Genomic DNA, 13,565 nt, shown 5'->3' on the forward strand with positions numbered 1-13,565 from the left:
TAGCGGTATAATATTCAAATTTATAGTTCTAAATCGTCACTTGCTTCTTTTTCTTTCGCTTGTTTAATAAAATTATTAAGCAAATCTGGATTTGTATTATCATCAAATTTCGGTGGTGTGAAAGTTTCTGTATTGGAACTTAAGCCAAAAATAGATGCAAGTTCTTTATCCAATTTAAGATGATAGAATACTATCGTTTTTGATTTGCCCGTTGCATCTTTGATACTACGTTTAGTTGTTTTACGGTTACGATCAGATTGAATATGTCCTTTATCTCGCAGTGAATTGACGACATTTTGTTCATCTTGATATTGGTTTTCTTCTAACATGCGTTTAAAAACATCTTTCAGTATTTTCACTTGAATATGATCATCTTTCAGTTCAATAAGCCCGTAATTTTCGATCATATTTGAGAGTTTATTGTTTTCCGAGAATTTTCCTCTATTCTGTGCCACAAATTGGGTGATAGTTTCGAGAGCTTTGGAAGACAGATCTCTTTCACTAACAGAATCTAAATGATAGTTAATGAGGTAGTCTCTAACTGCATCCAAATCGATAGGTGTCGCGATCACACGTTCTAATATTAGTGCTGAAGTCGTAATAGTGGCGTAGCGCTTGAACATGCGGATACCTGTATTGCTCGTTTCATTTTCTAGTTGCGTTTTGAACCATTGATGCTCAGTTCGGAACCATTGAATGACTTCTGCTTCACGATTAAGTAGGTACTCGGCGACTAAGGGCATCACATGACCGTAATTAGTTAATGTTGCCTTTTTAATGGCATCAGCATTTTCAGCACTTTTAGTGAAATGTTCGTTAATTTCGATGGTTCTAACCCGTAGCCCATCATTTTTTGCTGAGTCTTTAAAAATACTATGTTCGCCTGTTACTATAATGCTAGTTCCCCAATGTCGGATACCTTTAGCCTTGCCGTTTATATCTGAACGTTGTCGTCCTAGTCCTTCTGCAATACTGTACAGAAGTCCGGTAGAATCTTGAAATGAGGAAGAGGACAACTCATCTAATACAATAGGGACACCGTGATTATCATTTAGGTAACTTTCTATTCCATTACGTGTTCCGTTAAGTGATTTCATTAATGTATTTGAGCCTTTGTCTACATTACCCGCCACACTAGCTGAAAGTGCACCACTAGTACTTTTACCGCTACTAGAGTTGCCTACAAACGAGAAAATAGTGCCTGCAAATTCAACCTCATGTTTTGCTTTTAAGTACGCAGTCACTAAAGAAGAAACACCAAATACCACGGCAAGCTCTAGCAACAAGTTCCCTTTTACTTCATCAAGATACATTTGCCACCAGTTCCTAAAAGTACCTTTAGGTTGCAAATCATATTGTGTGTTGCATAGGATATCTTCATTTAAAGAATGCTGTACTTTTTTAGATAAATAAGGTTCATCCAACGATATGATAGGGTAATTCTCAGTGCTAATCACACCAACACCTTGATACATTGGCGATATAGGTGTTTGAGTTCGCATTTGTTGAAGAATGAATCCCAAATCGCGGGTAAATTTTTCATTAACATTGAATCCGAATTTGATGATGGTAGGAAGCTTTTGTGATGATAAAATATCAGCCTCTTCAATTAATTCGGTATTATTAAAATCTGATAAAATAATTTTTTCAACTTTAGTCTCGGGATCTATGAATCTTGCTGTTATAACAATGGGGCTTGATATGAAAACTTTTTTATCATCATCTTCATTTTTCTTGGCAGGGATAATTAAAAACCAACCGACCATTGTCAAAATCGCATTCCCAAGTTTGAAAGGTAAGTTTGAAGGGTTCATTGGAACCCACCTCCTTTCCAGTTACTTTTGTGACGCATTGGATTTGGTCCTGTTTTACGATACACTAAGTTCCTGTTGCTATTCTTACCAATAATGACAAATGGGACATTTGGCATGTTCTTTATAAAGTATGAAAACCAGCGACCAACATCTTGTTGTAATTCAGTTGAACATGTCTCAGTTTTTATTTTTAAGTCATGAAATGTAAATGTAGGGTCTTCAGATAGACTGAAAGCAACACCTAAACGTCTTCTTTTAACTTCGTTAAACTCTTCACCTTTGTACTGCATAATTATTTACCTCCAAATGTATTAATTTGTGTATCGGCCGAATACATATATAACTATATAGGTAATAGTGTGAAGAGTAAGTCTGTAAAATAGACTTGAAAATTCCATACAAAAATTTTCGTGTAATATATTGACAAAAAAAGTGCCGATTTTCATCGGCACTTCTTTAATAATGATAACTATTTCGTTGTTATAAAAAAATATTCAGATTGATTATCTTCATCTTTATCAATATCTTTCTTATAATGATAATTTAAAGCTTTTTTTAATTCAGCAATAAGTTTATTGCGATTTTCTTTGGTGTACTTTGGTGTATCCACTAACTCACTTTGACTTAATAATCTAATGACTAGGGCTTTAGGGGCAGATGCTTTAGTTTCTTTGTTAGTTAAATATTTCGCAAGATTTACGTCAATTTGAACGCGGCGTTCTTGTTCTAAATAGTCACTATAGCTATAAGATTGAGATGCAGCTAATCTTACATTAACTTCATCCTTGAGTTCATCTAATTCATCCATATAGTAATTAATTATATCTATTTTTTGAGCACTGCTAACATTTGGAGCTGTTATTATATCGATAACCTTAGATTTTATACCAACTTCGATATTTGAATCGATTAAGAAATATAAATAGTAATTTGTCATAGCAGTTTTATAATCAATAGGATTAGTAATTTCATTTTTTATAAAATAATATAAGTTATCATTAATTTTATTTGTAGATTCTATATCTTTTTTATTAACGCCATTTTTTAAAAAATGGATATAATCAGAGTTATTCGACAATATATCATGTATAACAAATTTACTATCACATTTAAATGCATAGGATTTTCCAATTTTAAAATTTTCAGAATCAATACCAAGTGCAAGGCAAAACTTTTTGAAATTTGCTGAAAAGTTAGTTTTAGTTGGCACAAATAAATCATGATCTTCCCATTTTTTTTGCTTATTTTCTTCATTTGTATTACTGCATCCATCAAGAAGATATAATTCATATTTAACTATGTCAGTTAAAATCATTGGATATTTTACCTTGTTACGAGTGTTGCGATTATTATTTAATTCCTCATAAGATTTACTTGCTTGACTCATCACTTCTTTTACTTCCTTTGTATCCATATTTTCAATTATTGATTGTAACTCATGTCCCCAATTGCTATACATCAAATCACTCATTTCTAATTTTTAAATAATTATATCTTAAGAATTGTGAATATATAGAGAGAACATAGGTTCTTGATTTGTTATAATTATTTGTATTAAGTAATTTCGTTATAAAGTGGATTGAACAATAGAAATTAAAAGAATACATTTATTAATTTACAAAATTTTAAATTTATAAAAAGGGACTATAAGCTATGTCTAACTACTTATAGTCCTTCTTCATTAGTATAAATATTAAGAAAGTTGTATATCTTTATAACCTTCATTTACATTAATAATGTTGTGATAACCTTTGTGTTCTAAAATACCAATAGCTATCGAACTTCTAATGCCAGACTGACAGTGTACATAAATAACATCGTTTTTATTGAAAGGTAAATCTGTTTCTAAAAGTTTGCCGTGTGGTACATGAACCGCTTGAGATAAGTGGCCATTATTCCATTCATTATCATTACGTACATCTAATATATGTGATTCGTTACCTGTAATGTCTTCACTATGAATGGAACGTGTTTGAATCTTAGATTGCGGTAATTGATATCCAGCAATATCATCGTATCCAATGAGTTGTAAGGTGTGTGTTGCTTTTGAAACAAGGTGATAGTCTCCAATCAAGTTAATTTCTTGATCATAGTTTAGATACCAGCCAATTTGATTGATGAAATTTTTATCATATGGAATATTGATTGTACCTTCAATATGTCCACCATGATAAGCCTCCTTACTGCGGAGATCAAAAGTTAATCTGTTTGTATTTGTAGCTGGATAAACCGTATAAGGTTGATATAAATTCATACCGAATTGATTAATTTTTTTCATTTGTGCAAAATGATGTGGTGGTGCAGGTTGGTCAGAAATGAGTTTATCGATAAAGGTAGCTTCGTTATTTTCAGAAAAAGCCCAGTTCGTTTGTTTTTCATAGCCAAGAGTAGATGTTGGAATAGCACCTAAAGATTTACCACAAGGACTACCAGCGCCATGGCCAGGCCAAATTTGAATGTAGTCTGGCAAGTCTTTAATACTTTCAATCGATTTAAACATTTGTTTAGCGCCTATTTCAGATGATCCTTCTACTTTAACCGCTTTTTCTAGTAAATCAGGTCTACCAATATCTCCTACAAAAATAAAATCACCACTGAATAGTCCCATTGGAACTTGTGCTTCAGCACCTTTGTCAGTAAGTAAAAAACTTATACTTTCTGGCGTGTGACCAGGTGTATGAAGCACTTTTAATTTTATATTTCCTACATAAATATCGTCATTATGTTGAACAAAATGAGTGTGGTTAGGCATATTTTTATAACCTAATGTGTCATCACTTTCACCTGATACATAAATATTAGCATTTAACTTTATAGCAACATCTCTAATTCCTGAAGAAAAATCTGCATGTATATGTGTTTCAGCTGCATGAGTAATAGTTAAACCTTCTTCATCAGCAACTCGAATGTATGAAGATAAGTCACGAATAGGATCAATAATCATGGCTTCTCCAGTTTTTTGACAACCGATTAAATAAGATGCTTGAGATAAATGTTTATTATAAAATTGTTTAAAAAACATAATATCATTCCTTTCTAATTATATAAATAAATTGTGATTAGCTTGTTCTGTATATCCAATATATGCACCTACGCCACCGTATTCTACATCATCACGTAGTTCTTCTTTTGTAATGCCCATCAAATCCATACTCATTGTACAAGCGATAAGTTTAACACCTTGCTCAACTGCTTGATCAATAAGAGAAGGTAAAGTATCGACATTTTTCTTTTTCATGACATAACGCATCATTAGATTGCCTAAACCAAACATATTCATTTTAGAAATAGGCATGTTAATTGGTGAATGTGGAAGCATGAAGTCAAAAAGTTTTGCAATACCTTTTTTCTTAATACGTTGACTTTGAATTTTTTTAAGTGCATTTAAGCCCCAAAATGTACAAAAGATGGTTACATCTCTACCTGCGGCTTTAGCACCATTAGCAATAATCATTGCTGCAACTGCTTTATCTAGCTCGCCGCTAAATAAAACAATCGTTGTTCCATTTTTCGTGTGTGTCACTTCTATATTTTTATTTTCTTCTTTTTGAATAATAGCGCGAATTTCATTACCAGAATCATTGAGTCTAACAAGTGTATGTCCAGTTTGTTTGACCCAACTTTTAATATCATTTAAAAATCCGTGATCAGTTACAACAACTTCTATTTGGTCACCAATAGCGATGTTTTTGATTTCTTTACTAATATTAACAATAGGTCCTGGACACTGTAGATTACTATAATTGAATGTCTTACGATTATCTTTAATTTCTCTATCTTCTTTTACTTTAGATAAATTATCATTATGATGTTGTTGTTCGTATGCGGTATAACCTCCGTCTAAATTCACCACATCGTATCCGCGTTGTGCAAGAAATTGACTGGCTTTTCTACTTCTATTACCACTTTTACAATAGATATAGTAAGTTTTATTTTTGCTTTGTTTAAAAGTCTCTATATTTTCAACTGAATGTAATAAAGCGTTTTTAATGTGTCCTAATTCAAATTCTTCAGGATGTCGAACGTCAATTAATTGACCCTTAGAACTCAATTCTTGTAATTCTTTTTTAGTGAAATCATTAATGTGTTTCGTTTTATATTGTGACATAATTGCCTCCTTTTAAATACCTATGGGGGTATATTATAACGAATTAGATAGTTTGTCAAATACCTATGGGGGTATTTGACAAACTAAAATTTAATCAATATGATGTAAGTATTAAAAATTAATGTGGAGTGAAATATATTGGAATATAATAAAAAAATGATTAATCGTATTCATCGCATACAAGGACAGCTTAATGGAGTCATTAAAATGATGGAGGAAGAAAAAAATTGTAAAGACGTCATCAGTCAATTAAGTGCCTCTAAAAGTTCTATTCAACGTTTAATGGGTATTATCATTAGTGAGAACTTGGTAGAATGCGTCAAAATGTCTGAAGAAAATAGTGAAGATTCTCAGGCACTAATTAATGAAGCAGTTGAATTATTGATAAAAAGTAAATGATAAATATAACAACAATTATAGTAATGTTAGTTATTGGTATCTTAGGAGGATTTATTTCTGGATTAGTCGGTATAGGGGGAGCCATTGTTATTTACCCGGCTCTCTTATTATTACCACCATTATTTGGTTTACCTACTTATAGTGCTTATATTGCTTCAGGATTAACTTCAAGTCAGGTGTTTTTTAGTACATTGAGTGGATCTTTAAACGCATATAAAAGTAAAAATTTTTCTAGAACGCTTATACTTAATATGGGAAGTGGAATGGTAATAGGTAGTATGCTAGGTGCAATCTTAGCGAATTTAATAAATGTTCAGTTTGTTAATACAGTTTATATTATTATTGCATTACTAGCTCTTATTCTAATGTTTATAAAAGTCACACCATCTACTAGTCATATTAAGTTAAATCGTCTACTTTTAATTACAATAGGTGGTATCATCGGTTTGGTATCTGGTATTGTAGGAGCTGGTGGAGCATTTATTATTATTCCAGTACTACTTGTTATATTTAAATTACCAATGAATATGGTGGTTACAAATAGTATTGTAATTGCATTCATTTCTTCTATTGGAGCATTTATTATTAAATTATTACAGGGTTATATTCCTATCAATAGTGCAATACCGTTAATTTTAGGTAGTATAATATTTACGCCTCTAGGTATGAAAATGGGCCAGAAAATACCTGACTATATTCAAAAAACGATAATATGTGTTTTAATCGTCGTTGCAATTATTAAGTTGATTTTTTAAGAACATTATATGAGAGAAAATCTATTAAAAAGCGTCTCAATGATATTGAGACGCTTAAAATTTATCTAGCCTTAAATGAGTCAATGGCTGCTTTGATTTCATCTCTAACACGTTGGAATTCTGACCAAGGTTTGCCAGCAGGATCGTCAAATCCCCAATGTTCTTTCTTTACATTAGACGGCAATACAGGACAGTTTTGATCAGCATCACTACATAGAGTTACTACTAAATCAGATTGGTTTAGTATAGTGTTGTCAATTAAATTAGAAGTATGATTTGAGATATCAATTCCAACTTCTTTCATCGCTTCGATTGCTTTCGGATTGACACCGTGTGCCTCAATACCGCCAGAATATACTTGCCATTCATCACCTAAGATGTTCTTAGCCCAACCTTCAGCCATTTGGCTACGGCATGAATTACCTGTACATATAAAGTAAATTATTTTCTTTGTCATCATTGACACCTCTTTTTTAAAATATAATAAGTGTAACGTATAAACCAACTAATGTGATAAACAGAACAGGAATCGTAATAACAATACCTGTTTTAAAATATGTGCCCCATGAAATTTTTACTCCCTTTTGTGTTAAAACGTGCAACCATAGTAGTGTTGCCAAGGAGCCGATAGGTGTGATTTTAGGTCCTAAATCTGAACCGATGATATTGGCATAAATCATGCCTTCTTTAATTAAACCGGTAGTTGCAGACTGTCCAATAGCAATTGCATCAATTAATACGGTAGGCATATTATTCATAATGGATGAAAGGAATGCGGATATAAAGCCCATACCTATAACACTGCTAAACAATCCATAGTTTGATATACTTGATAGAATATTAGCTAATAATGCAGTAATACCCACGTTTTTCAGACCAAATACAACTAAATACATTCCTATAGAAAAGAGCACAATATTCCAAGGTGCGCCTTTAATCACTTGTTTCGTGCTTACAACGCTTGATTGATAGGCCAATACAGTAAATATAAACGCAATTGAACAAGCAATTATCGATACCGGAATTTGAATAAATTCACTAACTATATAACCAATGAATAAGATTGATAAAACAATCCATGAAAACTTGAATAATTTTGGATCTTTAATGGCTTGATCAGGTGTTTTAAGGTTTTTAATTTCAAAATGGTTAGGAATAACTTTTCTGAAATATAGCCATAATACAACAATACTTGCAAGTAAAGAGAATAGATTTGGAATCATCATGCGACTTACATATTCAATAAATCCAATATGGAAGTAGTCAGCAGAAACGATATTAACCAAATTACTTACAATTAATGGAAGAGACGTAGTATCTGCAATGAATCCACTTGCAATGATAAAAGGAAAAATGACTTTTTGATTAAACCCTAAATTTCTTACCATAGCGAGCACGATTGGAGTGAGAATTAATGCAGCTCCATCGTTCGCAAAGAAAGCTGCTACAATAGCGCCTAACAACATAATGTAGACAAACATTTTAAACCCATGACCATTTGAAGCTCTGACCATATGTATAGCCGCCCATTCGAAAAATCCAATTTCATCTAAAATTAATGAAATGAGTATAACAGCGACAAAGGTTAACGTCGCATTCCAAACAATGCCTGTAACTTCAATAACATCCGAGAGACTAACAACGCCTGTAATAATGGCGATAATAGCACCAATCAATGCTGTAATACCAATATCTAACCCCTTAGGTTGCCAAATGATAAAAATTAACGTTAATATAAAAATAGTGATTGCTAATATTGTCATTGTTAACACTCACCTTTCTCTACTGTTTCACATATACATGGGACAGTACAGGAACTCAATAGAGTGAGTCGTGATGTAACGTTATCCAATACGTCATGATTCAATTTATATAAATTTTTATTACCATCCTTTCTAGATGTAATTAAATTATTGTCTTTTAATACTTTCATATGATGACTTAATGTGGGTTGAGAAAAAGAAAAATGCTCTAATAAATCACAAGCGCATAATTCACCACAAGATAACAAATCTAATATTTCAAGACGACTACTATCAGCCATCACTTTTAAGTATTGTGAAATTTCTTTATAATTCAATTTTTCTTCTTCCTTTCTACTTGGAACCTTTTATAACGTTGATAATTTTTATTGTCACTTGATAAATTATATACTTGCTTAACTTCTAAATTATTAACTGGTTTAAAGTAGACTTTATTTATCGCATAGGTCTCATTATAATTAATAACATTAATATTCTGATATTCGATAAGGTATGACAAAGTAATTATTAAGACTTTCATTTTTAATCTTGTTTATCCAAAATGATTCATCTTCTTTTTTGTTACTAAAAAGGTCATCACGTTGATTTAGCGTAACTAACGATTGATTAACAACCCACCAATTATGGCCTATATTAGCTCTATTTAAATCTTCTACTAAACGTTTAGATTCTAAATAAGGTGTTTTTTCTGCTAGTGTTACGATTATCATCTGTGTTAAATTTTTATTTTGAATTTTAGGTAATAATGTTTCAACATTACTGGTAGTTTGAGTTGATTTTTTCTTTAATTCTCTATGATGATTTTCACTAGAATCAAGTAACAGCAAGGTATGGCCTGTAGGAGCTGTATCTACAATTACGTAATCCATGTCTTCTTGGTTTTCCATAATGTCACTAAAGGCTTTGAAAAATGCTATTTCTTCTGTACAAGGTGATTTTAAATCTTCCATAATATAATCAATATCGTCTTGTGGTGTATCATCATTCACTGTGGCTAGTACTTCTTTTTTATACTTTTCTAATGCTTGTTCTTCATCAATATAAGCAGTATTTAAATTACTTGTGGTTTCAACATTAATTTCTTTAGTAGGGTCAGTAGTTGCTAAAAGAACACGATATCCTTTATTAGATAACGCTGTAGCTAATTGCGTTGCTACTGTCGTTTTACCAACACCACCTTTTCCCATTGTAAATAAATATTGAACTTTACTATTTTCAATTTCCTCTATTAATTCATTGAATTGCGGATGATCTTCAACAATAAAGTCATCATTTTCAATTAAGTTATCATCATTTAATAGATTAGATAAATTTTCTATACCTTCTTCTTTCTGTTTTTTATATGGAACATAATAAGCATGATTGTTATTTAACCATTCAGTAAAATGATTAATGTTTTTATCTTGTTCTAATTTCATCTGACTCGAAATTAAACCGTAACTTTCTTCTATATAGTTGTTAATGATTACTTTGAATTTAGAAATTGACAGTTGTTGTAATTCTTTTTGCGCTCTTTGAATTTCATATATAGAAGAGTGGTTAGGTCTAGCAATTAACATCATTGTCGTATCTTTTGGATTGCGTAATTTTTCCAATGCTAAGTTATACTTATCTCTATTTTCATCCAATCCTGATAATTGCCCTAGGCAAGAAGCGTCATTACTCGTTGTATTTAAATAATCTGTCCATGCAGAAGGTAATTCAAGCATTCTCAGGGTGTGACCTGTTGGAGCTGTATCAAATATAATGAAATCAAATTCTTGTTCTAAAGTTTTATCGGATAAAAAATTTGTAAATTCATTAAATGCTGCTACTTCAACTGTACATGAACCACTTAACTGTTCTTTCATCTCAGAAAGCACAACTTCTGGTAGAATACCCTCATAAGGTTCTATAGATTGTGCTTTATAATCGTCTGCAGCAACAATCGGGTCAAAATTGGCTATAGAGAGATTAGGTATAGGTTGATATTTAGTTAATTTATTAGATAATTCCATTTGAAATACATCTTGTAAATTACTAGCTGGATCAGTACTTACTAAAGCTACTTTCTTTCCATTCTCTGCTAAGTTTAAAGCAATAAAACTTGATATCGTCGTTTTGCCTACGCCACCTTTACCAGTAAAAAACAAATATTTTGTTAACTCAATGTTATCTAGATTCAATTTATTTAAGTATTTAACAGCATCCATCTCCATCACAGCATCCTCCATTTCTCATTTGATTAACTGTAATAATTTCATCGGCTTCTTCTTGGGTAATATAAGCGCCCGTTTTAGCTATATTTCCTTCTATAAAAGTGATTGGTAAAACTTCATTACCTTTGTCTTGAATTAAACGAATAACTTCTTTATTTTTAATAAATTCATTCGGATTACTGTTCATATTATAACGTTGAACTTCTATTTGATTTTGTTTTAAATATTCATTGATTTGGTTTGTCTTTATTAGTGTTTCATCCGGTTCTGGACCACATACACCAGTAGAACAGCACATAGCTTCTTCGTATATTTCAATATTTAACATTATACTCACCTCATTAATTAATTTTCGATTATAGACTAACATCTATATAGATTGATGTCTATGTTTTTATTTGAGTTTTAAAAATTTTACTAAATTTAATTCTTAATAATACAATTTATGAAAAAATTATTTTAATATTTCTGTGAGCAATGCCTAAGTTTATGAAAGAATTATAGTTTTTTTCTTGCGATAATATGTATACTGATTTATATTTAATATATCAAAAAAAATTGATGTATTGAATGATATAAAACTGCTTTGATAAAAAGGAGGTGTGCTTGATTGCGAGTAAACCATGCAAGTACTTTAACTGTTGGTTACTTTGTAAGTTATTTAAATCTTGTTATGCTATCAAGAGAAATCAATTTAAAAGAAGCTACAATATATATGGAGAAGGAGTTCTTTAAAGGGAACATTAATCAGTATGGAGAATCAACAAAAAATAACTATAAACAAGCAATTCAAGAATTGAAATAAAGATAATATAAACTCAATGAAATATTATAAAAAGGATGGTCTTTTATGGAAGTTATTAAAGCAAAGACTGATATGAGTGAAGATCAACAATTTGACTTTTATGAAAATATGTTTAATGCACTTGCCGATAAAATCAGATTAAAAATACTACATTCAATACGTCAAAGCGATTCAAAATCTTTATGTGTTTGTGATTTAGAAGAAATTTTAGAGTTAAAGCAATCTAAACTTTCGTATCATTTAAAAAAATTAGTAGATGCTAATATACTGAGTGCTGAAAAGCATGGGACATGGAATTATTACAAAATTAATGAACAACAAATACAGGTAGTTTTGAATGAAGATACTTGTTGTAAGATACTATAAGTGTCTTCTTCTAATACAATATACATCAACTTTTTTTGATTAATAAATCAAAAAAAGTTGATTAAATAAATTCGGAGGCGTTATACTGATGTTAGACTCAATTATAGAATTCATAAAAACATTTTTAATGTTGTTTTTTGAATTATTAATACTATTCATCATCGTGAGCTTTATTGTAAGTTTAATTCAACAAGTAGTTTCGGAAGAAAAAATCAAAAGACTTTTGAGCAAGCCTAATCAAGCAATTAGTTATATGTTGGGGACGGTGTTTGGTGCTATGACCCCATTTTGTTCTTGTTCTACAATTCCTATACTCGCAGGTCTATTAAACTCTAAAGTACCTTTTGGTCCAGCAATGAGTTTCTTAATTGCTTCACCATTAATGAATCCATTAATGGTGTTTATGTTATGGGCTTTATTAGGTTGGAAAGTTGCAGTCGTTTATTTTGTAGTACTAGCTATTTTTAGTATTTTAACTGGTTTAGTATTTTCAAAAATGAATTTAGCTGAAAGTTATAAAGGCGTAAATGTTAAAGGCGATGGATTTTTTGCTAATAAACATGGATCTCGTTTTAAACAAGCATTAAATGATGCGTGGGCATTTTTATATCCAATGCTTCCTTACCTATTGATTGGTGTGTTTATTGGAGCGTTCATATATGGATTTGTACCCGAAACATTTATTACAAAATACGCAAGTGGTGATGGCGTTATATCTGTATTCATTGCATCTGTTATAGGCATTCCAATGTATATTAGACCTGAAACAATGTTACCCATAGCTGAGGCATTAGTATCAAAAGGGATGCCTTTAGGAACAGTAGTTGCGTTGATCATTGGTGGTGCTGGTGCAAGTATTCCGGAAGTTGTATTATTATCGAAATTATTCGAGAAAAAATTTGTAGTCTCATTCGTTATCGCAATTTTAGTTGTGGCTATTGTTACAGGTTTGATAGTGAACATCATTATTTAAAGGGGGTGAGTTAATGGGAATCAAAGATGTATTAAATAAAATGAAACCTCAGGATCAATCATGTTGTTCTGTAAAAATTGAAGAAAAAACAGAGAAGAATGAAAAAGAACAGCAGGATAATAATAATTGTTGTAACAATTAATTTAGAAGTCTGTAAAATATATGCTTATAACATATAAGCGAACGACAAATTCCAATGTAATAGTATGGAATTTGTCGTTCTTTCGTTTCAGTTAAGGAAAATTTGCTAATGCTAACATTGGTCAGAATGTATTGTCATGCGATAGTTCAGATGAAATCGTTTAATTAAAATCTTGTTTTAAACATCGATGACAAGGTCTATTGTAGGACGTGTAGACATCATTTTCGGAATGATATAAATAA

16 protein-coding genes are annotated in these 13,565 nt (G+C 31.1%); 6 read left to right on the plus strand and 10 right to left on the minus strand.

Annotation, left to right across the window (positions count from 1 at the left end):
- Positions 1 to 20 precede the first annotated feature (20 nt).
- The 5 genes from cch1 to HMPREF2715_RS10680 form a co-directional block, all read right to left on the minus strand.
- Entirely contained in the window at positions 21 to 1,814 is a 1,794-nt protein-coding gene (gene cch1 / locus HMPREF2715_RS10660) for a cassette chromosome replicative helicase (protein ID WP_070840099.1), read from the minus strand.
- Positions 1,811 to 2,104: a cassette chromosome ssDNA-binding protein gene (ssb, locus tag HMPREF2715_RS10665; RefSeq protein WP_070678286.1), complete on the minus strand. Its 294-nt coding sequence runs from the start codon at positions 2,102 to 2,104 to the stop codon at positions 1,811 to 1,813. Before ssb ends, cch1 begins: the two co-directional genes overlap by 4 nt.
- Positions 2,105 to 2,283: 179 nt before the next feature.
- Positions 2,284 to 3,201 (minus strand): hypothetical protein, encoded by a 918-nt coding sequence (locus HMPREF2715_RS10670; RefSeq protein WP_256327038.1) that lies wholly within the window; start codon positions 3,199 to 3,201, stop codon positions 2,284 to 2,286.
- Between the two features lie 306 nt (positions 3,202 to 3,507).
- On the minus strand, positions 3,508 to 4,836 hold the full coding sequence (gene cstB / locus HMPREF2715_RS10675; RefSeq protein WP_070678292.1) for a persulfide dioxygenase-sulfurtransferase CstB: 1,329 nt from the start codon (positions 4,834 to 4,836) through the stop codon (positions 3,508 to 3,510).
- Positions 4,837 to 4,854: 18 nt separating this feature from the next.
- A complete protein-coding gene (locus HMPREF2715_RS10680; protein WP_037537711.1) occupies positions 4,855 to 5,922 on the minus strand; it encodes a DsrE/DsrF/DrsH-like family protein in 1,068 nt (355 codons plus the stop codon).
- Positions 5,923 to 6,060: 138 nt separating this feature from the next.
- On the opposite strand from HMPREF2715_RS10680, the gene cstR reads away from it, so the two are divergent.
- Both cstR and HMPREF2715_RS10690 read left to right on the plus strand, forming a co-directional pair.
- Positions 6,061 to 6,321 carry a persulfide-sensing transcriptional repressor CstR gene (cstR, locus tag HMPREF2715_RS10685; RefSeq protein WP_000456194.1) on the plus strand — a complete coding sequence of 87 codons (261 nt, stop codon included), beginning with the start codon at positions 6,061 to 6,063 and terminating at the stop codon, positions 6,319 to 6,321.
- Positions 6,318 to 7,076 carry a sulfite exporter TauE/SafE family protein gene (locus HMPREF2715_RS10690; protein WP_070678295.1) on the plus strand — a complete coding sequence of 253 codons (759 nt, stop codon included), beginning with the start codon at positions 6,318 to 6,320 and terminating at the stop codon, positions 7,074 to 7,076. The genes cstR and HMPREF2715_RS10690 overlap by 4 nt, the downstream gene beginning before the upstream one ends.
- A 61-nt stretch (positions 7,077 to 7,137) precedes the next feature.
- On the opposite strand, the gene arsC is transcribed toward HMPREF2715_RS10690, so the two are convergent.
- The 5 genes from arsC to arsD form a co-directional block, all read right to left on the minus strand.
- On the minus strand, positions 7,138 to 7,533 hold the full coding sequence (gene arsC, locus HMPREF2715_RS10695) for an arsenate reductase (thioredoxin) (protein WP_037537704.1): 396 nt from the start codon (positions 7,531 to 7,533) through the stop codon (positions 7,138 to 7,140).
- Between the two features lie 16 nt (positions 7,534 to 7,549).
- Complete coding sequence (arsB, locus tag HMPREF2715_RS10700; protein WP_070678298.1) at positions 7,550 to 8,839, minus strand: arsenite efflux transporter membrane subunit ArsB; 1,290 nt, start codon at positions 8,837 to 8,839, stop codon at positions 7,550 to 7,552.
- 2 nt (positions 8,840 to 8,841) lie between these two features.
- Positions 8,842 to 9,156 (minus strand): ArsR/SmtB family transcription factor, encoded by a 315-nt coding sequence (locus HMPREF2715_RS10705; RefSeq protein ID WP_049432317.1) that lies wholly within the window; start codon positions 9,154 to 9,156, stop codon positions 8,842 to 8,844.
- 150 nt (positions 9,157 to 9,306) lie between these two features.
- Positions 9,307 to 11,037, minus strand: a complete 1,731-nt coding sequence (gene arsA / locus HMPREF2715_RS10710) for an arsenical pump-driving ATPase (protein WP_070840101.1) — start codon at positions 11,035 to 11,037, stop codon at positions 9,307 to 9,309.
- The gene (gene arsD, locus HMPREF2715_RS10715) at positions 11,018 to 11,365 is read right to left on the minus strand and encodes an arsenite efflux transporter metallochaperone ArsD (RefSeq protein WP_037537692.1); all 348 of its coding nucleotides are present in this window, start codon (positions 11,363 to 11,365) and stop codon (positions 11,018 to 11,020) included. The genes arsA and arsD overlap by 20 nt, the downstream gene beginning before the upstream one ends.
- Positions 11,366 to 11,647: 282 nt before the next feature.
- Between arsD and HMPREF2715_RS10720 the strand changes: the two genes are divergently transcribed.
- The 4 genes from HMPREF2715_RS10720 to HMPREF2715_RS12355 all read left to right on the plus strand — a co-directional run bounded on the left by HMPREF2715_RS10720 (position 11,648) and on the right by HMPREF2715_RS12355 (position 13,323).
- Positions 11,648 to 11,842 carry a hypothetical protein gene (locus tag HMPREF2715_RS10720; RefSeq protein ID WP_002441924.1) on the plus strand — a complete coding sequence of 65 codons (195 nt, stop codon included), beginning with the start codon at positions 11,648 to 11,650 and terminating at the stop codon, positions 11,840 to 11,842.
- A 45-nt stretch (positions 11,843 to 11,887) separates the two neighbouring features.
- Positions 11,888 to 12,208, plus strand: coding sequence for an ArsR/SmtB family transcription factor (locus HMPREF2715_RS10725; RefSeq protein ID WP_053031441.1), 321 nt, complete (start codon positions 11,888 to 11,890; stop codon positions 12,206 to 12,208).
- Positions 12,209 to 12,296: 88 nt separating this feature from the next.
- Positions 12,297 to 13,181 (plus strand): permease, encoded by an 885-nt coding sequence (locus HMPREF2715_RS10730; protein WP_070840103.1) that lies wholly within the window; start codon positions 12,297 to 12,299, stop codon positions 13,179 to 13,181.
- A gap of 13 nt (positions 13,182 to 13,194) precedes the next feature.
- Complete coding sequence (locus HMPREF2715_RS12355) at positions 13,195 to 13,323, plus strand: hypothetical protein (RefSeq protein WP_095327645.1); 129 nt, start codon at positions 13,195 to 13,197, stop codon at positions 13,321 to 13,323.
- Positions 13,324 to 13,565 lie beyond the last annotated feature (242 nt).

This window comes from Staphylococcus sp. HMSC062A01 (assembly GCF_001836805.1).
Lineage (GTDB): Bacteria > Bacillota > Bacilli > Staphylococcales > Staphylococcaceae > Staphylococcus > Staphylococcus haemolyticus.

Coding starts and splice junctions, on each gene's coding strand:
- HMPREF2715_RS10670 (WP_256327038.1), bottom strand. CDS start 3,201: ATGAGTCAAGCAAGTAAATCTTATGAGGAATTAAATAATAATCGCAAC.
- cch1 (WP_070840099.1), bottom strand. CDS start 1,814: ATGAACCCTTCAAACTTACCTTTCAAACTTGGGAATGCGATTTTGACA.
- HMPREF2715_RS10725 (WP_053031441.1), top strand. CDS start 11,888: ATGGAAGTTATTAAAGCAAAGACTGATATGAGTGAAGATCAACAATTT.
- HMPREF2715_RS10690 (WP_070678295.1), top strand. CDS start 6,318: ATGATAAATATAACAACAATTATAGTAATGTTAGTTATTGGTATCTTA.
- HMPREF2715_RS12355 (WP_095327645.1), top strand. CDS start 13,195: ATGGGAATCAAAGATGTATTAAATAAAATGAAACCTCAGGATCAATCA.
- arsA (WP_070840101.1), bottom strand. CDS start 11,037: ATGGAGATGGATGCTGTTAAATACTTAAATAAATTGAATCTAGATAAC.
- HMPREF2715_RS10680 (WP_037537711.1), bottom strand. CDS start 5,922: ATGTCACAATATAAAACGAAACACATTAATGATTTCACTAAAAAAGAA.
- arsB (WP_070678298.1), bottom strand. CDS start 8,839: ATGACAATATTAGCAATCACTATTTTTATATTAACGTTAATTTTTATC.
- cstB (WP_070678292.1), bottom strand. CDS start 4,836: ATGTTTTTTAAACAATTTTATAATAAACATTTATCTCAAGCATCTTAT.
- HMPREF2715_RS10730 (WP_070840103.1), top strand. CDS start 12,297: ATGTTAGACTCAATTATAGAATTCATAAAAACATTTTTAATGTTGTTT.
- arsC (WP_037537704.1), bottom strand. CDS start 7,533: ATGACAAAGAAAATAATTTACTTTATATGTACAGGTAATTCATGCCGT.
- ssb (WP_070678286.1), bottom strand. CDS start 2,104: ATGCAGTACAAAGGTGAAGAGTTTAACGAAGTTAAAAGAAGACGTTTA.
- arsD (WP_037537692.1), bottom strand. CDS start 11,365: ATGTTAAATATTGAAATATACGAAGAAGCTATGTGCTGTTCTACTGGT.